The 24,383-nt window shown below is 48.2% G+C and carries 20 protein-coding genes; 4 read left to right on the top strand and 16 right to left on the bottom strand.

Annotation, left to right across the window (positions count from 1 at the left end; all coding sequences use genetic code 11):
* Nucleotide 1 precedes the first annotated feature (1 nt).
* The 13 genes from SPIGRAPES_RS06980 to SPIGRAPES_RS06915 all read right to left on the bottom strand — a co-directional run bounded on the left by SPIGRAPES_RS06980 (nt 2) and on the right by SPIGRAPES_RS06915 (nt 16,095).
* Entirely contained in the window at nt 2-856 is an 855-nt protein-coding gene (locus SPIGRAPES_RS06980; RefSeq protein WP_014270066.1) for an AraC family transcriptional regulator, read from the bottom strand.
* Between the two features lie 435 nt (nt 857-1,291).
* Nucleotides 1,292-3,877, bottom strand: coding sequence for a selenium-dependent xanthine dehydrogenase (gene xdh, locus SPIGRAPES_RS06970; RefSeq protein ID WP_014270064.1), 2,586 nt, complete (start codon nt 3,875-3,877; stop codon nt 1,292-1,294).
* Between the two features lie 331 nt (nt 3,878-4,208).
* Complete coding sequence (locus tag SPIGRAPES_RS06965) at nt 4,209-5,204, bottom strand: Abi family protein (RefSeq protein WP_014270063.1); 996 nt, start codon at nt 5,202-5,204, stop codon at nt 4,209-4,211.
* A 225-nt stretch (nt 5,205-5,429) separates the two neighbouring features.
* Nucleotides 5,430-6,374 carry an ABC transporter permease gene (locus SPIGRAPES_RS06960; protein ID WP_014270062.1) on the bottom strand — a complete coding sequence of 315 codons (945 nt, stop codon included), beginning with the start codon at nt 6,372-6,374 and terminating at the stop codon, nt 5,430-5,432.
* Complete coding sequence (locus tag SPIGRAPES_RS06955) at nt 6,371-7,474, bottom strand: ABC transporter permease (protein ID WP_014270061.1); 1,104 nt, start codon at nt 7,472-7,474, stop codon at nt 6,371-6,373. The genes SPIGRAPES_RS06960 and SPIGRAPES_RS06955 overlap by 4 nt, the downstream gene beginning before the upstream one ends.
* Nucleotides 7,458-8,996 (bottom strand): ABC transporter ATP-binding protein, encoded by a 1,539-nt coding sequence (locus SPIGRAPES_RS06950; protein ID WP_014270060.1) that lies wholly within the window; start codon nt 8,994-8,996, stop codon nt 7,458-7,460. The genes SPIGRAPES_RS06955 and SPIGRAPES_RS06950 overlap by 17 nt, the downstream gene beginning before the upstream one ends.
* A 72-nt stretch (nt 8,997-9,068) precedes the next feature.
* Nucleotides 9,069-10,103 carry a BMP family lipoprotein gene (locus SPIGRAPES_RS06945; protein WP_014270059.1) on the bottom strand — a complete coding sequence of 345 codons (1,035 nt, stop codon included), beginning with the start codon at nt 10,101-10,103 and terminating at the stop codon, nt 9,069-9,071.
* Between the two features lie 204 nt (nt 10,104-10,307).
* A complete protein-coding gene (locus tag SPIGRAPES_RS06940; RefSeq protein ID WP_014270058.1) occupies nt 10,308-11,231 on the bottom strand; it encodes a 1-phosphofructokinase family hexose kinase in 924 nt (307 codons plus the stop codon).
* 2 nt (nt 11,232-11,233) lie between these two features.
* Nucleotides 11,234-11,716 (bottom strand): deoxycytidylate deaminase, encoded by a 483-nt coding sequence (locus SPIGRAPES_RS06935; protein WP_014270057.1) that lies wholly within the window; start codon nt 11,714-11,716, stop codon nt 11,234-11,236.
* 3 nt (nt 11,717-11,719) lie between these two features.
* Nucleotides 11,720-12,667: an alpha/beta hydrolase gene (locus SPIGRAPES_RS06930; RefSeq protein WP_014270056.1), complete on the bottom strand. Its 948-nt coding sequence runs from the start codon at nt 12,665-12,667 to the stop codon at nt 11,720-11,722.
* Between the two features lie 90 nt (nt 12,668-12,757).
* Nucleotides 12,758-13,954 carry a sodium ion-translocating decarboxylase subunit beta gene (locus tag SPIGRAPES_RS06925; protein ID WP_014270055.1) on the bottom strand — a complete coding sequence of 399 codons (1,197 nt, stop codon included), beginning with the start codon at nt 13,952-13,954 and terminating at the stop codon, nt 12,758-12,760.
* A 14-nt stretch (nt 13,955-13,968) separates the two neighbouring features.
* Nucleotides 13,969-15,798, bottom strand: a complete 1,830-nt coding sequence (locus tag SPIGRAPES_RS06920) for a biotin/lipoyl-containing protein (protein WP_014270054.1) — start codon at nt 15,796-15,798, stop codon at nt 13,969-13,971.
* A gap of 24 nt (nt 15,799-15,822) precedes the next feature.
* Nucleotides 15,823-16,095, bottom strand: coding sequence for an OadG family protein (locus tag SPIGRAPES_RS06915; RefSeq protein ID WP_014270053.1), 273 nt, complete (start codon nt 16,093-16,095; stop codon nt 15,823-15,825).
* Between the two features lie 322 nt (nt 16,096-16,417).
* Between SPIGRAPES_RS06915 and SPIGRAPES_RS06910 the strand changes: the two genes are divergently transcribed.
* From SPIGRAPES_RS06910 to SPIGRAPES_RS06900, 3 genes are read left to right on the top strand one after another with little or no spacing between them, the layout of a single operon-like run.
* The gene (locus SPIGRAPES_RS06910) at nt 16,418-17,347 is read left to right on the top strand and encodes an Mrp/NBP35 family ATP-binding protein (RefSeq protein ID WP_014270052.1); all 930 of its coding nucleotides are present in this window, start codon (nt 16,418-16,420) and stop codon (nt 17,345-17,347) included.
* Nucleotides 17,348-17,349: 2 nt separating this feature from the next.
* The gene (locus SPIGRAPES_RS06905) at nt 17,350-17,958 is read left to right on the top strand and encodes an NUDIX hydrolase (protein ID WP_014270051.1); all 609 of its coding nucleotides are present in this window, start codon (nt 17,350-17,352) and stop codon (nt 17,956-17,958) included.
* Between the two features lie 14 nt (nt 17,959-17,972).
* Nucleotides 17,973-18,695: an SIMPL domain-containing protein gene (locus tag SPIGRAPES_RS06900; protein WP_014270050.1), complete on the top strand. Its 723-nt coding sequence runs from the start codon at nt 17,973-17,975 to the stop codon at nt 18,693-18,695.
* A gap of 619 nt (nt 18,696-19,314) precedes the next feature.
* Here the strand turns inward: SPIGRAPES_RS06900 and SPIGRAPES_RS06895 are convergent.
* Nucleotides 19,315-20,283: an NAD(P)H-dependent glycerol-3-phosphate dehydrogenase gene (locus tag SPIGRAPES_RS06895; RefSeq protein ID WP_014270048.1), complete on the bottom strand. Its 969-nt coding sequence runs from the start codon at nt 20,281-20,283 to the stop codon at nt 19,315-19,317.
* Nucleotides 20,259-20,744: a GNAT family N-acetyltransferase gene (locus tag SPIGRAPES_RS06890; protein WP_245535479.1), complete on the bottom strand. Its 486-nt coding sequence runs from the start codon at nt 20,742-20,744 to the stop codon at nt 20,259-20,261. Before SPIGRAPES_RS06890 ends, SPIGRAPES_RS06895 begins: the two co-directional genes overlap by 25 nt.
* A gap of 100 nt (nt 20,745-20,844) precedes the next feature.
* On the opposite strand from SPIGRAPES_RS06890, the gene SPIGRAPES_RS06885 reads away from it, so the two are divergent.
* The gene (locus SPIGRAPES_RS06885) at nt 20,845-21,972 is read left to right on the top strand and encodes an NAD(P)/FAD-dependent oxidoreductase (protein ID WP_014270046.1); all 1,128 of its coding nucleotides are present in this window, start codon (nt 20,845-20,847) and stop codon (nt 21,970-21,972) included.
* On the opposite strand, the gene SPIGRAPES_RS06880 is transcribed toward SPIGRAPES_RS06885, so the two are convergent.
* On the bottom strand, nt 21,969-24,326 hold the full coding sequence (locus tag SPIGRAPES_RS06880; RefSeq protein ID WP_014270045.1) for an alpha-galactosidase: 2,358 nt from the start codon (nt 24,324-24,326) through the stop codon (nt 21,969-21,971). The genes SPIGRAPES_RS06885 and SPIGRAPES_RS06880 overlap by 4 nt on opposite strands.
* Nucleotides 24,327-24,383: the final 57 nt, after the last annotated feature.

Below are 24,383 nucleotides of genomic sequence, written 5' to 3'. Positions count from 1 at the left end.
ATCAACCCTTGGCCTCTATCGGTAGCCAGACCTCGAAACTCTGGTCTGAGGGATCTTCCGATAGATAGACCTCTATGTCAGGGGCCGTCCCCAGTTCGTAGTTTGATGTGGGAAGCCATTCGCTCATAATCTGTTTCTGCAGATTCTGTATAGCCTGGGGCATGGGGCCTCTTGAGGGGAATACGGCCCAGGTGGCAGCGGGGACCGTATAACTCTCAAAACCCTGCGGCGCTGTACCAGAAGAGGTTACTGCAATGTAATAATTCCACTGCCAGAGTTTCTCTTGGCTGCTGCAGATACCAAATAAGCCCTCGGGTTTTTCTCCCATCATAGAACAGAGCTTTGCAATGGTTCCATCCTGTTGTTTTTGTGCCCAGAAATGGGGAATTTTTTCAAAACTCGAATCTGAGTCTTTCTCTAGTGAAAGCTTGACACCGATTGTTCTAAACGCTTCTTTCTTTTCGATTCTGTAATCCATTTCCTGATCTCCTTTGATAGTCATGCTGAATGTCATCCTGGGATATGCCTTCAAGGCAGACCCTTGTTTGCGAGCCAGGGAAGGAACCATTCCGTGCAGATTGCAAAATGCCCGGTTGAATGAAGTTGGAGACTCATACCCATAGCGAAGGGCTACCTCCAGTACTTTATCTCCCCGTTGCAAATCGAAAGCAGCCTTGGTAAGTCTTCTTCTACGAATATACTCAGAGAGAGGAACTCCGCTGACATAGGCAAACATCCTCTGGAAGTGGTAGGTAGAGCATCCTCCAAGCCGGGCAGCCTTCTCATAGGAGATTTCGCCATCAAGATTGTTTTCAATGTAGGTGAGTGCGTCGTTCAGGTTCTGTAACCACTGCATTTCATCGGCCTCGCAAAAAGAAGTATAAAGACTCCAAAGAAACCTGTCCTCTCAAAGTATGCACAGGTTTGCGAGTTTCTCAAGGTCGTTGCGTGCCTTGAATTTTGAAGAATATGGATTATACTTTAGGGAGAGGCTGTTTGTTTCTCATCAGGAAGGAGGATTCAGTATGCTTACAAAACTTCCTAACGAAGAGGACTCAACATTGTTGAGATCCAAGCACAAAAGCCATGAAAGGCACTCGATGCCCCCAAGTATGCTAGGCCGAAACCCATGCAAGCAATTCCTCAGCCAGAAACTAGGGGGGAGACCGTTCCGCGCAGTGCGGAAGGTAAGTAGAAAAGTCGAGAAATAAGACTAGGCTTTTAAGGGAAAAGGTCGCCAAGGCGACCTTTTCCTGTATGTAGGCTCTGACTCAAAATCTAGATATGTTTCTCAGTTCTTTTTCTTCCTGTATGCAGTTTCTTCCAACGGAAGAGAAGTGCGGAACTTGCCGTCAAAGCGGTAGTAGGCATTCTGGCATGCCGGGGCAGTTGGAATGGTACAGAGTTCACCGACTCCCTTTACCCCGTAGGCAATAGGGCTCTTGTTCGGCCCTTCCACCAGTTTGACCTCGATATTGGGGACATCGGTTGCCCTGAGCAACCCAAGGGTCCCGTATTTCACATCAAGATAGCCATCTTTCATGGGGAAGTCTTCCGTCAAGCCGTAACCCAGTCCCATGGCCACTCCACCTTCAATCTGGCCTGTCAAAGCTTGCATATTCACTATTGTCCCGACATCACAGGCAGCGACGACGTTTTCCAGTCTACCGCTTTCATCCAAAGTAACCACCTGGGCAGAATAACTGTAGGCTACATGGCTGACTGGATTTTTTTTAGTCGAGGTTATCGGGTCTGTCTCACTGGTATATTCACCATAGAATTCCCTGCCTTCAAGATCGGCAAGCATTTTTTCGGCAAGCGCATCCTTCAATTGAAGGGCTGCCCGTTTTACAGCTTCTCCGGTAAATACAGTCTGCCTTGAGGCTGTACTGGTTCCCGAATCCGGGGTTCTGACGGTATCGGGTCGCTCAACGAGCATCTGTGAGGTTTTTAAGCTGCAAGTCTCCCCAAGCATCTGGGTGCACATGGTAGCAACTCCCTGCCCCATGCAGGCTGCACTGGTTCGGATGTGCACGATTCCCTGCTCAACCGAGAGGATGCAGCGGCCGCTATCTGGCACCCCAACCCCGACTCCGCTGTTTTTCAAAGCACAGGCAATGCCTGAACGCGGTGATGCAAAATACGCTTCCTTGACAGCATCGAGGCATTCTATGATACCGGTATCGCCACCGGCTATCTGGCCGTTTGGCATGATGTCGCCTGGTTTAAGGGCATTTAATCTCCTGAACGTCCAGTAATCCAATCCCAGTTCGTCGGCAAGCAGGTTGATATTCGACTCGACTGCAAAGCAACTCTGGGTAACCCCAAAGCCCCTGAAGGCTCCAGCCGGTACCAGATTTGTATAAATCGCTTTTCCCAGGACATCGAAGTTCTGGAAATTGTAAGGACCGGAGGCATGGGTGCAGGCCCTTTGCAAAACCGGCCCCCCAAGGGAAGCATAGGCTCCTGTATTTGCCAGGATAACGGCTTTCATTGCAGTCAGTTTTCCGTTTTCGTCGCAGGCTGTGGTCAACTCGATGTCCATAGGATGGCGTTTGGGGTGAACCATCAGGCTTTCCTGCCTGCTGAGCTTTACTTTGACCGGTTGCTTGAGTATCCAGGCAGCCAAGGCTGCATGGTGCTGTACACTCATGTCTTCTTTGCCGCCGAAGCCTCCCCCTACGAGCATACTGTGGCAGTGGACCTTAGAAGTAGGCAATCGTAGCATACGCGAAATCTCATGCTGTTCATCATAAATTGATTGCCCAGAAGTATATACAAGGACACCATCTTTCCCTTCGCTGAGGGCTACTGCACATTCCGGTTCCATGAAGGCATGTTCGGTATAGGGGGTATGGTAAATCCGTGAGATTACATGCTTGCTGTTTGCAATCGCAGAATCAGCATCACCCCTGACAATATGTTCCACCGAAAGGGTATTCCCCCCCTCATGGATCAAGGGGGCTTCTTCAGCTAGTGCTTCCTCGATGGAGAGCACGGGCTTGAGTACCTCATAGTCTACCTTGACCAGAGAAGCGATTTCGTCGAGGGTTTCCCTTCTTTTTGAAACGACCAGGCAAATGGCGTCACCGATATAACGGGTAATATCTCCCTTGGCAATAAAGACATCCCAGTCCTGGGTGAGGTGCCCGAGTTTGTTTTCCGGTATATCGGAGGCTGTGATCATGCGTATGAAGTCAGGATGTTTTTCCGCTTCACTTGAGTCGATTTCTAACACCCGGGCCCTGGGGTAGGCTGACCGGAGTGCTTTTGCAAACACCATGCCATCGATACGGATATCGTCGGTATAGAGCCCTGTTCCCAGGGCTTTTTCCACTGCATCGACGCGACGGAATTTCTTTGTAAGTTTAGGCTCTTCTTCTTGCTTGGGGACGGGTTTATCTTCCCGCATAAAGGTTGCAGCCATCAAAATGGCTTCCTCGATTTTCTTATACCCGGTGCATCGGCAGATGTTACCTTTAATGGTTTTCTTTACCATATCGAGAGTAGGATTCTTCTCGACATCAATGAGACTTTTTGCACAAAGGATCATCCCAGGGGTACAGAAGCCGCACTGGACTGCACCAGCTTCAGCAAAACAGTAGGAATAGACCTCGTCTTCCCTTTCTGTCAGGCCTTCTATGGTTATGATTGATTTTCCTTCCAGCTTTGAAAGGGAAGGTACACACGCCTTTGTCTTCTTGCCATCTATCAAAACAGTACAGGTGCCACAGGCCCCTTCACTGCAACCATCTTTGGTTCCGGTAAGGTTAAGGTCTTCCCGTAGGAAACGGAGAAGTTTCTTATCTTCACCTTCATAGGAAATCTGGTTTCCATTTACGCTGAAAGCATACACAGCTTTGCCCTCCAATACCATTGCACCCTGATTCCTTATGAAACCGGAATGTAATGGGACCATTTGATTAAGTTGGGAACAGTTGTTAGCCGCTTAGCGTCAGCATCCTGAGAATGGATACATCGGTCTGTGATACTATACCGATATATTTTCACTTGAATTGTGGAAATAGTCAAGGAGCAGTTGCGTCTTGTTGCAGGAGGAGGGGACGGAAGGTGGAAAACCTGGATAAATAGGATGGAATTAACTGAAAAAGCAAAAAAAATCGGAGTGAATCTGTCCGTATACGACGGCGGGATCCCCTCCTATAAAAGATGCCGGCAAGGCATTTTTTTGTTCATCATGTATTATCTTATATAACGCTGGCATAATAGTCAACGATTTTCTTTATGAACTGATAGGTTGAGCTTAGATATGAATTTTTTTCAAAATACTCTTTGTGGTTTCTGCATCTTGTATTAATAAAAGAAGATAACTCATCGATTCTTGATTTTTTTATTTCTCTGCTTGTTACTATTTCATCAAACAGAATCAAGGATGCAACAAAATCATGAATTACGGGATTTGATAATTTTGAACTACGAGTTTGTTGAGAAATTGTTTTTATATTTTTCTGAATATAGGTATTTAGATACAGGTTAATTTTAAAATTGTTATTAGCATAACCAGTCCGGACGCTATTAAGCAAACAGTTGTCATGGGCTACCGCATTACGAAGCATTCTTGCTGACCAGAGCAGACTTCTGGTTTTTTTAATATCAAATGTTTGGCTTGGATACTTTGTATAATAGAATTCGAATAGTTTGATAAAATCTCCGAAGGATAGTACTTCCTCTACATTCCATAAAGCAAACGCTTGGTCATTTGGTGAAGGGTTATATGATGGACAATATTTATTGATCAAATTACCACAGTAACTATTTTTGTGTTTCGAAATTGTATTCAAGATTCTGTTTTCATTTATCATTAGGTCATTTTCAAAGAAAAGTCTAACTATATTATAACCGTCTTCACTTGGATTGTTCTCCAAATCATTTACTATTTGCAACTTCGCAAAATGTTCTATTGCTTCAAGGATTCTATGGATTATATCTTTGAAATGCATATCTATTATTGACAATTCTTTTAGATATGCAAAATCCAGATTAATATATTTACCTTCACGTGGGGGGGCTTGAAATTTATCATAATTCTTGGCATAAGACTTGACTCTGAAATAGTAATTGCTCGTTTGTAAAAAATCTTTTGCATCGTCTTCTGTAGATACGCTGAATTTTATTCCTTTTGTTTCTCTCATATGGGCAATTTGTTGGTCAATACTTAATTTTCGTTTTTTATACTGTTGCATATTGGGATTATCCTAAGAAATGTTATCTACATATCGTATTCTTCAATTATGCTTTAAGCAACTATTTATTATTAATATATTCTTAGCACTTCTTGGAACAGTCCTACTTCATATCCTACCTTTAAAAAGCCGAATCATTGTTGCATGAAAAGAGGAAGGGGGCTGCAACGCAGCCCCCATTCCAACACATGAGAAATCGGTCAATACCCGGCTGACAATTGTCGGTCAGGTTCTTTTTTCCCTATTAAACGGCTTGCCTAGTGCTGTAGGTCCAAGCAACTGGCTTTCACGGCTGAAAGCCAATACAATGATAACCAGAACATAGGGAAGCATTACTGCAAATTCATAGGGGAAATTGATTCCCTGGCCCTGAATTGCTAGTTGAAGGGATTGTGCAAGGCTGAAAAGCAAAGCGCCAGCCATAATCTTTACAGGATTCCAGTGGCCGAAATAGACCAAGGCAACGGCGATGAACCCTCTTCCTGCAATGATTTCATCACTGAACATCTTTACCTGGCAAAGGCTCAGGTAAGCCCCGGCAAGACCTGCAAGGGCCCCTCCGACTGCAAGAGCTTGGAAACGTACCTTGTTTACTTCAATACCGATAGAGTCAGCAGCCCTTGGGTTGGTCCCTACTGCACGAACTTTCAACCCCCAGGGGGTTTTGAAAAGAATGTACCAGGAAACAGGGACAAAAGCAAAAGCCAGATACACCAATGGGTTGTGGGAAAATAGAATAGGCCCAAGAAGAGGTATTTTCGAGAGAACAGGGATCGGGAGTTCGCTGATGCCAGGGATACTCTGAGAGCCACCTACGAAATGCCTGAAGAGGGTTCCGGCAGTTCCTACACCAAACATCTGCAACCCGATACCGGCAATTCCCTGGGGTGCACGGAAGGTTACGACGACCAGACCGAATAGCATCCCAAACAGTGCTCCGACTCCCATTGCCAGCAACAGCCCGAGGATATTATAAATTCCCGGGGTTGCCCCGCCATGCCCAAAGCTAAAAGGAACCAACATTCCCAAAAAGGCTCCCATTGCCATGATCCCCTCGCATCCGAGGTTGAAGATACCGGCGCGCTGGTTGAACATCTCCCCAAGGGAGGCAATCAACAGGGCTACGGAAAAGGGAATTCCAAGCGAAAGGATATTTTCTATAAAGCTCATGCTTCCACCTCCTTGGTGTGGTGTGTAAGTTTCTGGAATTTACGCCAGACTTTTTCCATCAGATAGGGGTCAGCCAGGATCATCTGGGTAGCTACAATGACCAAAATGATGATGCCTTGCAATACATACACCATATTGGCAGGTACTCCCACCATTCGCTGGGTCATGTCTGCGCCTACAAGCAAAAGGCCAAAGAAGAAAGAGGCCGGGATAATTCCTGCCGGATGCAATCCTCCGAAGAGGGCAACGACGATGCCGCTGAAACCGTAACCACCGGTAATGCCTTCGATGGCTCTCCTGTGGACACCAGCTACCTCAACGTAACCGGCGATACCCGCAAAGGCACCACTGATTGCCATGGCGATTATCAGATACCAAGCCACATTGATACCACCATACTTGGCAGCCCGGGCACTTGCCCCTGCAGCGCGCATCTTGTAGCCGAAGGAGGTTTTCCAGAGCACCAGGTAAATGATAAGGGCCAAGGCAAGGGCAAGGAAAAGCCCTGTATGGAGCCGTGTGCCAGGAAGGAAACGATCCAGCCAAATGTTCTTGGTCAAGCGCATCGACTGGGGAGTCCCGCTTCCCATGGTAATCTCGGCAGGGTCGAGCATCGGCCCGCGGAGAAAGAACGTATAGAACTGGGCTGCAATATAGTTGAGCATAACAGTGGAAAGCAATTCGCTTACCTGGAGCTTTGCCTTGAGAATCCCCGGGATAAAGCCCCAGAAAGCCCCGCAAAGCGCACCTGCAAGGATTGCCATAGGCATCAGTACCGGTTTGGGAAGATCAGGGAACAGCAAGGCAACTGCCGTGGTTCCCAGAATTCCCATAGCCATCTGGCCTTCAGCACCGATGTTGATGATGCCACTGCGGTAGGCAACCGAAATACCGAGGGCAATGAGCGTCAACGGTATTGCCCTGAGAAGGACCTCGCTGATAGACAATGTGCTTTTCAGCGGTTCCAGAAGGATGACTGTGTAGGTTTTCATTACATCAGCCCCGATTGTCCAGAGAATAATGGCACCGATCAACATTGCAGAGAGAATAGCCAGAATGATGATGGCGACTTTATACATAATCCTAAACTGTTTGGTCATCTTTCACTCCTGCCATCAGGATGCCAAGGCTTCTGCGGTTTGCATCCTTTCTGTCCAATACTTTTTGGATTTGTCCCTTGAAAATAACTGCTACACGGTCAGAGAGGTCAAGGATTTCATCCAGCTCTTCGCTGACCAGCAATATTCCGATTCCTTCCCGTCTTTTCTCCAAAAGCTGCTTGTGGATAAACTCCGCTGCCCCTAGGTCGAGCCCCCTGATCGGGTAGACTGCGATTAGGAATTTTGGTTTCCGTGAAAGCTCACGGGCCAGGATAACCTTCTGGATATTTCCTCCGGAAAGTGATCCGGCTGTAACAGACGTATTCGGGCTGCGGATATCAAACTTTATCCTAAGATCCGTTGCATTCTTTTCAATCTCTTTTTTCTTGAGGAAAGAGTACTTTGAAAATTGGGTGTGTGAAGAATCCTTGAGGATCAAGTTCTCCTTCATTGAGAAAGAAGGCACGATACCCTCGGTATTCCGTTCCTCAGGAATATATCCCATTCCCGCCTCAATGATATGGCTGGGCGATTTGTTGGCAAGGTCTTTCCCGAAGAAAAGGATCTCGCCATCCTCGACCTTCCTCAGTCCGTTAATCGCCTCTGCGAGTTCTCGCTGTCCATTTCCCGAAACTCCAGCCAGCCCTACTATTTCCCCAGCCTTGATAGACAGGTTGAGGTCTCTCAGGGCCAAAAAGCCCCTGTCACTCTTCACGTTGAGATTTTTAATATCCAGAACAGTCTCACCTTCACAGGGAGGTTCGTCGTTCTGGGGGAGTTCGACTTCATGTCCCGTCATCAAGGCTGCGATATCACTCGGTGAGTGCTCGCTGGTTTTCCCTTCAAAGACGACCGCGCCGTGGCGCAGGATTACAATCTTGTCAGAGAGATCTTTTACTTCCTGGAGCTTGTGGCTGATAAAGATAATCGAGAGCTCACTGGACATTCTTTTTAGCAGAATGATGAGCTCGTCTGTTTCCTGTGGGGTCAAGGCGCTGGTCGGTTCGTCCAGGATGAGGAAACGTGCACCGAGGCAGAGGGTTTTGACCAATTCGACCCTTTGTTGTTCGCCTACGGAGAGTTGCCAGATATAGGCATCAGGGTCTACAGCCAATCCATATTTCTTGGAGACTTCATTGATTCGGTTCCTGACCATTTTCAGGTCGAGTTTGAAGGGGCCCCAGGCGTTTTTGTAGCCAAGTGCAATGTTTTCAAGTACAGACATATTGGGGACCAGCATGTACTGTTGGTGTACCATCCCCAAACCAGCTGCAAAGGCATCGTTGGGTGAACGGAACTTGACTTCTTCCCCGTTGATAAGGATACGTCCCTCATCGCTCTGGTAAAGTCCCATCAGGATGTTCATCAAGGTGGTTTTTCCGGCACCATTTTCCCCTACGAGTGCCAATACTTCACCTTCTGCAATCGAAAGGGAGATATCGTCGCTGGCGAGAACGCCGGGAAATCGTTTGGTAATGTGTTCCACCCGAAGGCTGGTAATTTTTTTTGTTGTCAATTCCATACGAAAATCCTCCGGATTAGTTCAAAAAAAGAGTCATGGAGGTTTCCCTCCCATGACTCTTATAGTATGAGATTAAAGCTTTGCGTAATCTACAGAACTCCAATCGATAGTATTGGGCTTCGATTTGAACGTTGCGAGAGCTTCGTTGACTTTGGTCTCGATTGCTCCAGTGTACATGCTCTTCAAAGAATCGTTGAACTTGAATACGAATCCACCGTTATTGAAGTTCATAGGGATGCATGCACCACCCATGATACCGGCATCATGTTTCTCGATCAGACCAATGATGACTGAAGCATAGTTGTAGGAAGAAGCTGCGATACACTTGTAACCCTCGGCAATACTGAGCTGTGCAAGGTCCTGGCCAACCCACCAAATGGGCTGATCTTTGTAGTCTGCAACAGCACGGAGTGCTCCAAGAGCCTGCTGGGAAGAACCGGTAAGAACGTCTGCACCGGCTTTGATCTGGGACTGGGCCACTTCACCGGCTTTTACGAAGTCACCGAAGGATCCGGTATGGGCAACCATGATCTTGGCAGCAGGGTTTACAGCCTGTACGCCGAGTACGAAACCACGGTTGTAACGGGCAGCATCGCCACCGTCTACAGGACCGACAATACCGATAGTGTTTTCTTTGGTGGTCAGACCGGCGATCAAGCCAGAGAGATATCCGGTTTCTTCGCTTTCAGGCATGTAGGTAAATACATTGGCAGGACCGACCTCGGCACTGGTTCCGAATGCAAAGGTGACATTAGGATATTCGTCAGCCATTTCAAGCATCAGGTTCTTGTACTGGGCACCATGTCCAATGATGATATTATAACCCTGGGCAACATACTGGCGGGCAGCGGAACCTGCATCAACAGGTTTCATTTTCTCGCTGTAACTGTATTCGATGCGACCGGGCAGTGCTGCTTGGGCCTGGAGGATGCCGTCATGCATTGCTTGACCCCACCCTTTGTCATCGACAGTATTCTCGATAATCAATGCAATCTTTACAACATTTGATTTGGTTTCAGCAACAGGGGCAGTTTCTTTGCTTCCGTTTGCAAAGGCTACGGAACTTACCATGGCAAGGCATAAGACAATTGTCATTAGTTTTTTCATAGAACTCTCTCCTCAATGAATGACTACCCACTAGGTGGGAATTAATTTTTACCAGTATAGATGGATAATCTTCAAACTGTCAAAGGCTATCGTTCGCTAATTGATAAAAAAAGATTGATTACATTGAGATATAGATTATTTATACTAAAATTTTTTGCTATTACTGGCATAAAAGTGTTGCAAAATTTAGAAATAAATCAAAAATTAATAGCTTATTGGCTGTATTGGTTCGCTACTGATATTTCCCGGATGGATGTTTTCGGCGTTCTTTGTTGCATAGCGGGTTGCTTCATTGATTGCCTGTTGCAGAGTTTGGCCCTTTTGCAACCTTGAGGTCAGGACTGCACTCAAGGTATCGCCGCAACCTATGGTGTTCACCACCTGTCCAGGAATAACCGGACACGTGTAAAAAGACCCATCGTACAGCCAGGTATCGGCTTTGCCCCGGGAGAGTACAATTGAACATCCATACAGGGTATGGAGGCTTTTCAGCTTGGCAATCACCTTAGCCTTACATTCTTCTGTTGCCTCTTGCTCCCCGATAGCTTCATCGAAAAAGGTTTTCATGAATTCGGAAAGATTCGGTTTGATAACATCGGGACGAAAGGGAAGGGAGGAAAGCAGGTCATGGCCCTTTACATCCAGAAGCACGAATTTCCCCTGTTGCTTTGCCTCGAAGGTGAAGTCGCTATACAGGTTCTCGCTATATCCTGGAGCCCGTGTCCCGCAGATGATGACTGCCTCTGCCCGGCTCAAAGCCTGGGAATATAGTTGCCTGATTTTTAATTCCGTGGAAGGGGCTACTGCAAAGGGTTCCTCGACAAGTTCCGTGCATTGCCCTTGGGAAATGATGGTTGTACAGGTCCGTATCTCGCTTTCACTGTCTGCATGGAGGATTTCTACCCTGTCTTTTTTGCACAGGCTGAGCATTTCCTCTTTCCTCACTCCCCCGAGATGGGTGAGCAGGGAAGCATCTTCACCTAGCTGGGAGAGGATTCTTGCAGTATTCATTCCTTTGCCCGAGGCATCGAGAAAATGAGTGATGCAACGGTTTACTTCGCCAAGGGTGAACGAGTCGAAAAGCATGGTATTCTGGAAGGTTGGGTTGAGGCATACGGTAAGTATCATGTTCAGAACCCTATAGTTATGGAAGGGTGGGTGAATGCAAGCTTCCGGTAGGAGACCCCTGTCTGGTCAAACATCCATTTGGAGGCCTTTGTATTATCGGCCTCTGCATATTTGTCCGAGAGATATACCACTTCCTTGATTCCGGCCTGGATGATTGCCTTTGCACATTCGTTACAGGGAAAAAGACCGACATAGAGCGTACATCCCTTGAGGTTGCTGCTGATGCTATTGAGAATTGCATTGAGCTCGGCGTGGCAGACATAGGGGTACTTGGTGTCAAGCCATTCTCCTTCGCGTTCCCAGGGAACTTCATCATCATTACATCCGATGGGAAAGCCATTGTAGCCGACGCCAACGATTTTTTTCTCTGAGTTGACAATACAGGCACCTACTTGCGTATGGGGATCCTTGCTCCGCATAGAGGAAAGGACTGCAACGCCCATGAAATACTCGTCCCAGCTGATATAGTCTTCACGTTTTGCCATTTTTTACTCCTTGTCTTTGAGAAAATCGAGAATGGAATCGGTCAATTCACTTTGGATAGAATAATACATGAGCAACGCATGACGTGTATGCCCGTAATTGCCCATTTCGGTCTCGAGGGTCTGGAAGTCGTGGCTTCCATTCTCCCTTTGGATGATTTTCAAGTTCTTGAAAGGGACCGTCTTGTCATTGACGTCCTGGATTGCATAGAGCGGGCAGGAGATTTTCCCCAGGTCTCTCCTGACAGGGCCCATGGCGTTAATCAGGCTGAGTCCTTGGTTAATAAACAACCCTGCATACCCCGTCCATAGTTCATTGCCATCTTCGCCCTTGGGGTTTCCACGCACGGTTTTTGCAGCGAAGGTAGGTTTGAAAAGGGAAATGGTCCGCATGACAGAAAGCCTGATATCGGTAAATATCCAGTCGCGGATACTATTGTAGACTACGGGAGCGGAGATGGAAACCAAGGCAGCAGGGGCCTGGGGCGTATTGCTGTAGATTTCTCCGAGCTTGAGAGTCATCATGCCCCCCATGCTTGTTCCCAAGACAACTACCGTAGGGTAGGAAGCTCTGATCGTTTCATAATAACGGCAAAGGTAATTGAACCACTGCGTGAAGTAGGTCTTCTCAAATTCCTTTACATCGGTACCGAAACCGGGCAGAAGGGGTGCATAGACATCATACCCTGCCTCAGCAAAACGCTTGGCACTATAGGTATATAATCTGGGGCATGAAGGGTATCCATGTACCAGGATGATAGCCTTTTTATTGTTTGCCTTCAGGACAATGCTTTTCGCTTCCTCGCAGAAACAGGCAGCATCATCGCTTTCGATGTCGTTGATGTTTTTATCCTGATACCCCCACAGGGCGGTGTTCCAGAACAGGAGGAGAATGAAGACGCTGATAAGAATAATGACCATGATACAGGTACTATAGCCGACAGTAGGTTTCATTGGTAGACCAAAAAGGGGCTGAACCCCTGGAAGATAAGCAAAGGCCCGTCATTTGACGGACCTTTGCAGAATAGTTGATTTGCAACCGGTTTAGGCCAGTACTTCCATGAAAGGGACAACTGCAAGCAATACGCCTGCGGCTACGGCAGAACCGAGAACACCGGCAACGTTCGGACCCATGGCATGCATGAGCAAGAAGTTCTGGGGGTCTGATTCCTGACCGACCTTACTGGAAACACGGGCAGCCATCGGAACTGCCGATACCCCGGCGCTTCCGATAAGCGGGTTGACCGGGTGTTTCGGGTCGAGCTTGTTCATCAACTTCGCAATAAGGACGCCTGCTCCGGTTCCGATGCTGAAAGCAACCATACCGAGAACCAAAATTCCCAATGTGTTGAGGTTGAGGAAGTGTGAGGCTTCCATCTTCGAACCGACAGCCAAGCCGAGGAAAATCGTTACGATGTTCATCAGTGCGTTCTGCATGGTATCGGAGAGCCTGTTTACCACTCCACATTCCTTAGCCAGGTTACCGAACATCAGTGAACCGATGAGTGGGGTGGCTGAGGGGAGGAGAATTGCACAGGTTGTCAAAACAACAATAGGGAAAAGCATCTTTTCGAGCTTGCTAACAGGTCTGAGCTGCTGCATCCTGATTTTCCGTTCGTTTTCGGTAGTCAAGAGGCGCATGATCGGGGGCTGGATAATAGGAACCAAGGCCATGTAGCTATAGGCTGCAACGGCAATGGGCCCGAGTAGATCCGCGGCCAGACGGCTGGTAACATAAATTGCCGTAGGTCCATCCGCTCCTCCGATGATACCAATGGAGGCAGCATCATGCAACGTGAAGTTGATACCGGGAATGAAACTCAGGCCGAGGGCTCCGAGCAGGGCAACGAAAATGCCAAACTGGGCAGCAGCACCGAGCAACAAGGTTTTCGGGTTTGCAATAAGCGGCCCGAAATCGGTCATGGCACCAACGCCCATGAAAATCAAGATCGGGAAAAGTCCTGAACTGATGCCCATGTCAAACAAAAGCTTGATAAAGCCAGCATCACCTGTGGAGGGGTCGATACCTGCAATAAAGGCAAAGGGAATGTTTGATAGAATACATCCGAACCCAATGGGAACCAGCAAGAGGGGTTCGAACCCCTTCTTGATGGCAAGATAGAGAAGCACGAAGCCGATCAGGATCATTATGATATTCCCGATCCCGAAGCCTTCTGCCATCCCTAGGAATCCGAACAGCCCTGTGGACTGCCAGAGGTTATTTAGTGCGGAACCAATCATCTCAGCATTCTCCTTTAGGCGATTACGATAAGATCGTCATCGTTTTGCATCTGCTGGCCTTGGCTTACACAGATTTTTGTTACGGTACCGTCGCAAGGGGCAAAGATCTCATTTTCCATCTTCATGGCTTCCATGACGAGCACGCACTGGTTTTTGGTCACTTTCTGGCCGACTTTTACCTCGAGGCGAAGGATCAAACCAGGCATCGGAGCCTTGACGGTAACCCCAGCGCCGGTAGGCAGGACTACACCTGCTGCCCCATCGGACACGGCAGGAGCCGAGGTTGCGGCAATGGCTGCAGCATCGATTCCGTTTACGACATTCATCGGGTACTCTACGCCGTTAACCGTTGCATTGGCTTTTCCGAGTTTGACGCCATAAGCCTTGCCATTGACGGTAACGGTGTATTCACCGCTTGCCTTGGCAGCTTCTGCTTCATGGTCAATCTTGCGGATCCCGTTCGGCTTTGCCTTGCCGGTCAAATACAGAATACCTTTTTCTTTGCAGGAAGCTGCAATGAAAATGTTTTCGTCAGTGATCGGGAGCTTTGCAGCTTCAAGCAACGCAGTGGCAGCCTTTATACCCTTGGTAGGGTCGGCATCGTTGATATCGGCAACCAGCTTGGTGGTAGGCTCAAGCTTGAGCTGTTCTGCAGCAGCCTTTACTACCGCTGGATCGGGGGCGACAGGGGTCTTTCCGAAATAGCCGAGGACCATCTTTCCATAGCCTTCAGCAATCTTATTCCAAGGTCCGAACATAACGTTGTTGAAAGCCTGCTGGAAATAGAACTGGGAAACAGGGGTAACAGAAGTTCCGAAACCACCTTTGGCAACTGTTTCTCCCATCTCTTCGACGATTGCAGGATATTTATCCATCATCTTGTTGTCGCGGAGCATCTGGGTGTTCGCGGTAAGGGCACCGCCTGGAAGCGGGAAGAAGGGGATTTCAGGGTTGACGGTCATGGCTTCGGGGGGAATGATGTAGTCTTTCATGCAATCCTTGAATACTTCCTCGGCTTTGCGGACTTTCATGATGTCGATTCCCAAGTCGTAGTCGGTACCCCTGAGAGCATGCCACATGGTGACGATGTCAGGCTGGCAGGTACCGCCGGAAGCGGGAGCCATGGAGAGGTCAACCTGGTTTGCACCGGCTTCGATGGCACACATATACTGCTGGATGCTTACGCCTGCGGTATCATGGGTGTGGAACACGATGTTCATATCTTTTCCGAGCAACTTGCGTGCGCGTTTGATAGTCTCGAATACATACGCTGGGGTAGAAGTACCTGAGGCATCCTTGAAACAAACTGATTCAAATTTGATACCGGCATCGAGGATCTGTTTGAGTACGCCTTCGTAGAAATCCGGATCATGGGCACCTTCGGTATTCGGGGGAAGGCTCATCATGGTGACGGTTACTTCATGCCTGAGTCCGGCTTCGTTGATAGCGCGTCCGCTGTCGATGAGGTTGTTGACATCATTGAGGGCGTCGAAGTTCCTGATTGTGGAAATTCCGTGCTTCTTGAACAACTTGGCGTGCAAGTCGATGATGTCCCTGGACTGGGAATCGAGTCCGACAACGTTGACACCACGGGAGAGGGTCTGTAGGTCGGCATCAGGTCCTGCTACCGTGCGGAACTCATCCATCATGGCAAAGGCATCTTCATTGGTGTAGAAATAAAGGGACTGGAACCGTGCACCACCGCCGGCTTCGAAATGGGTAATGCCAGCTTCGCGGGCAGCTGCTACTGCAGGCATAAAATCTTTGGTGAACACACGGGCACCATAGACAGACTGGAATCCGTCGCGGAATGCGGTGCACATGAAATTAACTTGCTTTTTCATTGGGGATAACCTCCGGTTGGTATCTTAATGTTTTGATTTTGCAAATGCAGCGACGATAGCTGCTGCGATTTCTGATTCCGAGCCAGAGGCTACGGCGACGTTTGATGCTGGTGTTTTTACGATGGTAACGGGTTTCTGGGGGGCAAACTTCCTGATTAAGGCACTTAGACCTTTCGTCAAGAAGACAAGCAGCGTAAGAAACACGAATACCGTTCCCATTCCAAGAAGCATAAGGATTAAACCATTCTGCAACTGTTCCATGAGTTGTTCTTTCGGTAGCTGCGCTAAGAATATCATACGAACTCCTGATTGTATAATAGTGATCGAGGCCTAGGGCCTACGATGAATTCACCGTGAAATAGTATACAAGATATAGTTGACCCGTTTCAAGTAAAGGTATGATAAATGGTAATTTAATCTAGGTTGCTCTCTCTTGTTTGTTGCAGTTTGTTGCGTAAACTGTTTATGTTTGGCTGTTTTTCCCTCAGTCACAATCTTTGTTCCTCCTTTATCCCAAACAAATTCAATAGGGTGCCTTGTTCCCGTTGCCCTTGTCTGTTTTGTTACTTTGTCGTATGTTTTCCATGGAAAAAAGTTTCCGCAAGGAGTATGTCACAATATGGCTGAAGGAATGGATTTTGCAGAAAGGATTGCCGAGGATAAGGCAATCAGGGCCCATATGGATAAGATCGGACGCAAGATTCTTATCATGAGCGGCAAAGGTGGGGTTGGAAAAACCACTGTTACCATCAATCTGGCGAATGCGTTGGTAGACAGCGGTTGCACCGTCGGTATCCTCGATACCGACCTCCATGGGCCCAATGTGGCAAAGATGCTTGGATGCGAGGATGGGATTTTGCAGACCGAAGACGGTGGCAAGAGTTTCTTCCCGGTTGAGTCCCGGCCCGGTCTGAAGGTGATGAGCCTTGCTTTCGCTATCCCGGACAAAGATGCCCCCATTGTCTGGCGCGGTCCCATGAAAATGGCAGCGATCCGTCAGTTTCTGGCCCAGGCCGATTGGGGAACGCTCGACTACCTGCTCATCGATTCTCCTCCGGGAACAGGGGATGAGCAGCTGACAGTCTGCCAGACGATTCCCGAGTTGACCGGTACCATCATTGTGACAACCCCCCAGGAAGTTGCCGTTCTCGACGCACGTCGTTCGGTTAATTTTTCACGCAAACTTCAAGTCGCGATTCTTGGGGTCGTTGAGAATATGAGTGGATTGATCTGCCCCCATTGCAATGAGGAAATCCCTCTTTTCGGAATTGGCGGCGGTAAGAAGATGGCCGAGGATATGAAAGTGCCGTTCCTTGGAAGGATTCCCATAGAAGTTTCTTTGCGGGAAGCCGAAGATGCAGGAAAGAGTTATCTGCAGTCTCAGCCGGGTAGTGCCTCTTCGATGGCCCTCAAGCAAATTGCCCAGATAATCAATGCCGGGACTGCTTGTTCTACCTCACGTTCAACAGATTTTGCAGGAACTGAAACCTGTAGCGCTTCTGCTTGTTCTTCCTGTAGTAGCCACTGTACCTCAAGAAAGGAAAAATAGTCATGAGAGATCCGTTCAATGTTGGTGATACCTGCGACATCGACCACCTAATATGGAAAAGCGGGGAGCGGAAAGAGGTTTTCAAGGGTCCGATCTTTGACATTTGTACCATTGAACGGACTTCTTCAGATGGTAGGGTTTCCCGTTTTATCGAAGTAGACAGCCCTGACTGGGTCACGGTAATCCCCTGGTACCGAGGTGAAGACGGCAGGCCTATGTTTGTCATGGTCCAGCAGTTCCGACATGGTTCCTCTACGGTAACCAGGGAATTCCCCGCTGGGGTTATCGAGAAAGGCGAAGAACCGGTCAAGGCTGCAATTCGGGAATTGAAAGAAGAGACAGGGCTTGATGCCGACCCCATAAAACTATTGGGCAATGTCAGTCCCAACTCTGCGTTCATGAACAACAGGTCCTATTTTTACCTTGCCGAGGGTTTGGACTTGGTAGCTGCCCAGAACCTTGACCCAAATGAACAGCTTGATGTTCTTTCTGTCCCTGTAGAGGAGATTCTTCTTTCCATGGGAACAGGCCTTTATGACAATGGTATTATGATGATTGCCCTTGGGTTCTTCCTTCGGGAAGCAAAACTAAGACCGTATCTCTATACATAATTAGGAGTGGTTCCATGAAAAGATTACACGTACTCTCTTATTGCGCCCTGTCGATGGTATTGGTTCTTTTCCTTTCCTCCTGCATGAGTGCGAAAGGCGGAGAACCAGGTTTGGTACGTACAATTGAGATTTCAGGATCAGGTGAGGTAGTGCTGCAACCCGATATCGCTACATTCTCCATCCAGGTAAGCGAGAGGGCCCCGACGACAAGCGAAGCCCAAGCCTTTGCAAATGCCAAGATGGCTGAATTGCTAACAGTGCTCCGCTCTAACAGTATTGCCGAGAAAGATATTTCCACTACCTCCTTGAACCTGAGGCCAGAGTATGAATGGGTCGACAACAAGCAGTTCCTTGCAGGCCAGGTAGCAAGCCAGAGCCTGTCGGTAACCCTTAGGGACCTTCCCCTGCTTGGCTCTTTGATCGACCAGCTTGGATCTGTTTCCTCAATTCAGTTGGACTCGGTCAGGTTCGATAAGGAAGACAAGAGTGCTGCTATCCAGGAAGCCCGGAAGAAAGCCGTGGACGAAGCGTTTGAGAAGGCCGAGATGTATGCCAAGAGTTCGAATATGAAAGTAGGGCGACCTATTTCCATAACCGAATCATCCTTTGCCTCGAACGGCTATTCTGTGCGGGCCAAGGTAATGATGGCTTCCGAGAGTTTTTCAGCGGGAACCGAGGTCCCTTCCGGTTCGATGACAGTGTCGGCAACCATTTCCATGGTTTTGGAGATGTTCTAGCATTGCCCTACGTTTTATTGCTATATATTTGAATATGATGGAAAACCAACCTTCGGGTTCGAATATATGTATTTTAAAAAATAAAAGGCTTAACATTTGTCTCAGATACTGTTATAGTATACATGTCCGACGTGTGGACTGCTTTGGTTTAGGCCATTACGTGATTCACCGTTTATATCCTGTTTAGTTTTTTCCCCCTCATTTCTGAGGTAACGGCAGGATACACTTCCCGCATTATGCGGAACTCCTTCAAGGGTGCAAGCTTGAGGGAGTTTTTTATTGAGTGTAGGGGAAATATCTGGTTCATGGGAAATATCTGTGGGGAATGATGAAACAGCCAAAAAAGAGACCTGACCTATCATTATAGAAAATGGGCAATCCATCTGTTAGTATTGATTTAACCAAAAAACAAGCTAACAAGGACGGACGCCCATGCAACAGTATACCAAATCCATCTTACATTTACCAGATTTCAAGGTCACAAGAGAGCCAAGGATTGAAGAACAAGTAGACCCTGTGTTTGACAGAGTCTACTTGTTGAAAAGGAATCTTTTATACAATTGTCCGTTTTATTGGTACCGGTTTATTTCCCTGTTTTTCTTAATTGGCCCCTATCTGGTCAGGAAAAGGTAGCCATCATATAGTCATTGAGTGATTCACCTTCATTCATCAGCCTGTAGAGTGCCTGGACGAGCGGGTATTCTTCCTTGAGGCCTTTTTCCCTTGTCATTTCCCCCATGAGTTTTATGGTTCTGCACCCTTCCACTACTGTCGATGAGCTGCCGCTGTTGTCGATGGAAAAACCTTTGCCCATCAGCAATCCCATGGTTCTGTTCCTGGAAAGGTCATTGAGACTGGTAAGTCCCAGGTCTCCGAGTCCGCAGTAACAGAAGATAGTCTGTGGATCGCAATCAAAAAGGGTGAGGAATTTTCTCATTTCATTGACAGCCTTCGTATAGACCAGAAAATCAACATTAGGGGAATTGAATCTGCCCGAGACCAGACCAATGGCTATTGCATACATATTTTTCAAGACACTCATCAGTTCAACGGAGCGGATATCGACGGTATGGTCCAGGTAGAGACCGGTTCCTTTCAGTACTTCTTCCTTGAATTCCAGGTAGTCTGCTTTGCTTCCTCCGAAGGTGAATGCCGAAGGAAGGCCGTTGAGCACCTCTATGGCAAAGGTCGGCCCTTTCATGCTTGCCGTCCGGGCAAACGGGATTTTTTCGGTGATGAAGGCCCCGTCGTCACTCATTCCCTTTGCAAGGTTTATTACCATGCAGCCTTCTTTGGTCATCGACTGGATTTCATTGGTAAAGGGCACTATGGCCTTTGAGGGGATCACAAGCAGAATGCAGTCCGCAGAACGGAATATTTCCTTGTCATTGGTTGCCCTGATAGTCGTGTTCAAAAAGTGGGTGGGGAAATATTTGCTATTCCTATGGTTTTTATTGATGTCCTGTACTACATCCTCTTCAATAGTCCAGAGGATGACTGTATTTGTATCATTCCAGGCAAGGCGTTCGGCAATGGCTGTCCCGAATACGCCAGCCCCTGCAATTACGATAGTCTTATGATGTTGCACTGTGTTTTTCCTTTTATATGGTTTGGCCAGAACATGGTTCTGTGGGGGATGTTTGCTTCATAGAAAATCGTTGGGTCTTCCACGGTGAAGCCCAGATTCTTGTAGAACCCTTCACTTGGTACCTGGGCATGGATATATACAGGAGGTTCACTGAGAGCGAGTGCGCACTGGACAAGGAGTTTGCCATAGTTGTGACCTCGGAACTCTTGCAAAACCGCTACCCGTTCAAGTTTTGTTCCTTCGGCGGTTTTGCGTATCCTCAGTGTCGCCGCCGGTTTTTCACCCAGGAGCAAAAGCAGATGGGCACACGAGGTATCAAGGCCGTCCAGGTCTATCTCGGGGGCAACGTCCTGTCCTTCGATGAACACGGTTTTCCTGATAGCCTGGCATTCGCTTAGATAGCGCTGATAGAGCGTATTGCCTTGGGCGTTCTCTTCGATATATATAACGATTTGTTCCATGATCGCCATAATACAGCTCGCAGGAGATTGGGGCAAGTATCTTAATTTGGCAGTGGACAGGGTACTGTTTGTGCTATAGTTTTGTAAGGGAGAGGAAACTATGCGAGTATGTGTGATTGGTAATGGTGTGGCAGGTTCCATGGTAGCTGAGAGACTTTCCAGCCGAGGTGTTGCTGTTACTTTATACACGGAGGAACCGTATGGGTTCTACAGCAGGATTAAACTTCCCCAGCTGCTCTGTGATGAAGAGGGGCTCTGCGCACTTCCCTCTACGAGGGAGGCTCCCTACCTGGTCCATAAGGCAGTAAAGAAAATTGACCGCCAGAAACAGGAAATCCTTCTGGATGATGGTGAAACCTCCCCTTATGATTTCCTTGTACTTGCAACCGGAAGCAGGGGAAGGGTACTCGATGCTTTTGCCAATACGAAAGGAGTCAGCACGCTGAGAACCCTCGAGGATGCCTTGTTGATAAGCCAGACCCTTGCAGATCCCGTGGTGGTACTAGGCGGTGGATTGCTTGGCCTCGAGGCTGCTTTGGCCATACTGCGCAAAGGTTATGGTGTCACTGTATGTGAAGGTGCTTCGCATATCCTTGCAAGGCAGCTTGATGCAAAGGCCTCAAAACTGTTACGCGTCCAGCTGGAGTCGGACGGCCTTGTAATCAATGAATGCATAAAAGCTACTGGCAAACGAGTCGACCAAGACAATCGGATCGAGGCCTTGGTCGTGGAAGGCAGAGAGGATATCCCCTGCAAAACCCTTATTCTCTCCTTGGGGGTGAACGCTGAGACTTCCTTGGCCAAGGATGCCGATCTTGAAGTCGACAGGGGTATTGTCGTCGATGAAAAGCTGAGGACCAGCGATGAGCATATCTTTGCAATCGGAGACTGCGCCCAATATAAGGGACAGGTGCCAGGCATTCTTCCCGTTGCCATTGGGATGGCCCAGAGCGTTATGGCTACATTGCTCGGGGAAACAAAGGACTATATTCCCCCCGTGCTGATGACTCGTTTCAAAGATGAGAAGTTGGAAATTGTGAGCGTGGGGGATGTCTCGGGAGCAAGCACCAATAAATTGAAGGATGGGCGGTATGAAGCGTATTTCGTCGAGGATGGAAAGCTCAAGGGAGCTCTGCTCTATGGCAGTGTCGAAAACGTGGCCTTCCTTCGTTCTCACTATCTGAAGGCCGTTACCCCTGAGGAAATTGCAGAACTGCTGTCCTTCTAGTTGATCCTTTTAAAGATGTAGAGCCGACTCCCGAAATCACCGAGGACACGGGTTTCTGCATTATATCCGGTTCCGCCGAACTGTTGGTTCAGCTTGATCCCTGCATTAGCCAACAATTCCCCGCTAACCCTGTAATGTTCGATTTCGCTGTCCAGGGAGACGGCATTACTGAGAGCATCCTGGGTTTTGCTTCCCTCGCTGATGGCAAAGGGGCTTATCTGGTTGATAAGGTCCCCGATTGATTTCAGGTCAATTTTCTGCTGCCGTGGGAAGACTTCATATATAGCTTCGAGATGAGCACCTTCAATGCGAAGTTTATCCGTTCCCGGGTTGCTCGGATTCAGTTTCTGGGCAAAAAGCACCAATAGTTCCGATTTGTCAGCGTTGTGCACGAGCCATACCACCTGGTTGGAACTGCTGTTTGCCAGTTTTATCCGGTTAAAGGTACCGAACTGCAAAATTGCCCGGTGGGCTTTGTAAAAAGAAATCTGGGCCTTGACCGCTTCTTTCTGTTGGCGGGTAAGCTTGGTTATGTCAAGTTCGTATCCTAGGACTCCAAAGGCCGCTATGTTGAACCGTGAATCTAAATCGGTCTTTCGAAGGGTTTGGTGGTTGGGTGAAGCACTTACATGCGACCCCATTGTAGAGAGAGGATATCCGCAGGAGGTTCCTTCCTGGATGTAGAGCCGGCAAAGGGCATCGGTATTGTCACTGGTCCAGGTCTGCGGCATAAAGCACAGCATGCCGAGGTCGAAACGGTTTCCGCCGCTTGCACACGACTCAAACAGTACATTGGGGAATGCGGCTGTCAGGCGGGAAAGCAATTCATACAGGCCAAGGACGTAGCGATGGATGAATTCCCCGTGGTTGTGGATTTCGCTGTTTGCACTATACAGGTCGGAGAAGGTTCTGTTCATATCCCACTTGATATAGTTTACATCGGCCAGGTGCCAGGTGTCTGAAAGTATTTTGAACAGGTATTCCCTAACGTCAAGCCGGGTAAGGTCGAGGAGGTGTTGGTTTCTTCCGACACTGGGAGTGCGCCCCGGGATGGCTACCATCCAGTCGGGGTGTTTCTTGTAGAGTTCGCTTTCAACGCTGATCATTTCCGGTTCAACCCAGAGGCCGAACATCATACCCAGACGGTGTATTTCAAGCGACAGCCTGGAAAGGCCGGAAGGCAGTTTCTTTGGGTTGACCGTCCAGTCCCCGAGGCTAGTGGTATCGTCGTTGCGGATACCGAACCAGCCGTCATCGAGGACGAAGAGTTCTGCCCCGAGCTCTGCCGATTGTTTTGCAAGGGCGATGAGTTTGTCTTCGGAGAAATTGAAATAAGTAGCTTCCCAGTTGTTTACCAATACGGGTCTTTCCCTGAATTTCCAAGGTCCCCTGACGATATGGTTGTTGATAAAGTGATGGAAGTTGTTGCTTGCCCCGTTCATTCCCAAGGACGAGAAGGTTAACACAGCCTCGGGACTCTGGAACCTGTCCTGGCTGGAAAGCTCCCAGCTGAAGGTCGCTGGGTTGATGCCGGTCAAAAGCCTGACTTTCCCATAGGGGGAGGTTTCTACCAGTTCCCTATGGTTTCCGCTGTAGACGAGGTTGCAACCTATGCATTCTCCGTTTGAAGGGGTGCTTCCCTGTTTGGTAAGGAAAACACAGGGGTTGTGCTCTGCAGAGCTGACCCCTGTCTTGCTATCGTTGATCATGATACCAGGCATCAAAGGTCTCTCATGCTGATAGCGCTCCCTTGACCAGGCGCCATCGAAGGTGACGAAATTCCAGTCATCCTCATCGAGATCGAGCTGCAGGGAAGCCAGGTTGCGTATGGTGATAGTTCTGTCGCTGTCGTTGAAGAGGGTTGATCGCCTGGTTATGACATCGGAGTCTTCGAAGGCGGTGTAGGAGAGGGCAAGGCGTATGGGCAGGCAGGTGTCCTTAAGTGTTATTTCAAGGGTGGTGCAGGTTTCCTTGTCCCCATAGGACTCGGCAAGGCCCCCGAAGGTTCTTGGCTTTCCCTGCAGGATCCTGAAGTCCTTGACTGTGAAATCGAGGGTGTGCATTCCCCGTCCATATTCAATATCTACCGAACTTTCTCTGCAATCGCCCTTTCCCATGGTAGAATACTCAAGGCAGAGGTTGCCAAGAAAAAGGGTTTTATGGGCGTTGTCATAGGCTGTACCGGTTCCGATCGGGAGCGATCGTTTTTCACTGAGTGCTTCCAGGTTGATAGAATCTGGTGCAATTGTTTTTCCATAATAGAGGTGCTCTAGATGTCCTGTCTCTGTGACGGAGAATAAATAGGTTGTATTTTTGGTAGAAAGATAGAAGCATTGGTCCTTCTTGGTTATCATTTTGCTCTCCTTGAAAAATGAGGGGATATCTGGTAACAGTATACTGTGACAAAGGGA

The sequence above is a fragment of the Sphaerochaeta pleomorpha str. Grapes genome, from assembly GCF_000236685.1.
GTDB lineage: Bacteria > Spirochaetota > Spirochaetia > Sphaerochaetales > Sphaerochaetaceae > Sphaerochaeta > Sphaerochaeta pleomorpha.
Note: the sequence above shows the minus strand (reverse complement) of the source record. Positions and strands in the feature narration are given on the sequence as shown.

Excerpts from the sequence above, each read along its gene's own strand:
- SPIGRAPES_RS06980 (WP_014270066.1), bottom strand. The coding sequence starts at position 856 with ATGCAGTGGTTACAGAACCTGAACGACGCACTCACCTACATTGAAAAC.
- xdh (WP_014270064.1), bottom strand. The coding sequence starts at position 3,877 with ATGGTATTGGAGGGCAAAGCTGTGTATGCTTTCAGCGTAAATGGAAAC.
- SPIGRAPES_RS06965 (WP_014270063.1), bottom strand. The coding sequence starts at position 5,204 with ATGCAACAGTATAAAAAACGAAAATTAAGTATTGACCAACAAATTGCC.
- SPIGRAPES_RS06960 (WP_014270062.1), bottom strand. The coding sequence starts at position 6,374 with ATGAGCTTTATAGAAAATATCCTTTCGCTTGGAATTCCCTTTTCCGTA.
- SPIGRAPES_RS06955 (WP_014270061.1), bottom strand. The coding sequence starts at position 7,474 with ATGACCAAACAGTTTAGGATTATGTATAAAGTCGCCATCATCATTCTG.
- SPIGRAPES_RS06950 (WP_014270060.1), bottom strand. The coding sequence starts at position 8,996 with ATGGAATTGACAACAAAAAAAATTACCAGCCTTCGGGTGGAACACATT.
- SPIGRAPES_RS06945 (WP_014270059.1), bottom strand. The coding sequence starts at position 10,103 with ATGAAAAAACTAATGACAATTGTCTTATGCCTTGCCATGGTAAGTTCC.
- SPIGRAPES_RS06940 (WP_014270058.1), bottom strand. The coding sequence starts at position 11,231 with ATGATACTTACCGTATGCCTCAACCCAACCTTCCAGAATACCATGCTT.
- SPIGRAPES_RS06935 (WP_014270057.1), bottom strand. The coding sequence starts at position 11,716 with ATGGCAAAACGTGAAGACTATATCAGCTGGGACGAGTATTTCATGGGC.
- SPIGRAPES_RS06930 (WP_014270056.1), bottom strand. The coding sequence starts at position 12,667 with ATGAAACCTACTGTCGGCTATAGTACCTGTATCATGGTCATTATTCTT.
- SPIGRAPES_RS06925 (WP_014270055.1), bottom strand. The coding sequence starts at position 13,954 with ATGATTGGTTCCGCACTAAATAACCTCTGGCAGTCCACAGGGCTGTTC.
- SPIGRAPES_RS06920 (WP_014270054.1), bottom strand. The coding sequence starts at position 15,798 with ATGAAAAAGCAAGTTAATTTCATGTGCACCGCATTCCGCGACGGATTC.
- SPIGRAPES_RS06915 (WP_014270053.1), bottom strand. The coding sequence starts at position 16,095 with ATGATATTCTTAGCGCAGCTACCGAAAGAACAACTCATGGAACAGTTG.
- SPIGRAPES_RS06910 (WP_014270052.1), top strand. The coding sequence starts at position 16,418 with ATGGCTGAAGGAATGGATTTTGCAGAAAGGATTGCCGAGGATAAGGCA.
- SPIGRAPES_RS06905 (WP_014270051.1), top strand. The coding sequence starts at position 17,350 with ATGAGAGATCCGTTCAATGTTGGTGATACCTGCGACATCGACCACCTA.
- SPIGRAPES_RS06900 (WP_014270050.1), top strand. The coding sequence starts at position 17,973 with ATGAAAAGATTACACGTACTCTCTTATTGCGCCCTGTCGATGGTATTG.
- SPIGRAPES_RS06890 (WP_245535479.1), bottom strand. The coding sequence starts at position 20,744 with ATGGAACAAATCGTTATATATATCGAAGAGAACGCCCAAGGCAATACG.
- SPIGRAPES_RS06885 (WP_014270046.1), top strand. The coding sequence starts at position 20,845 with ATGCGAGTATGTGTGATTGGTAATGGTGTGGCAGGTTCCATGGTAGCT.
- SPIGRAPES_RS06880 (WP_014270045.1), bottom strand. The coding sequence starts at position 24,326 with ATGATAACCAAGAAGGACCAATGCTTCTATCTTTCTACCAAAAATACA.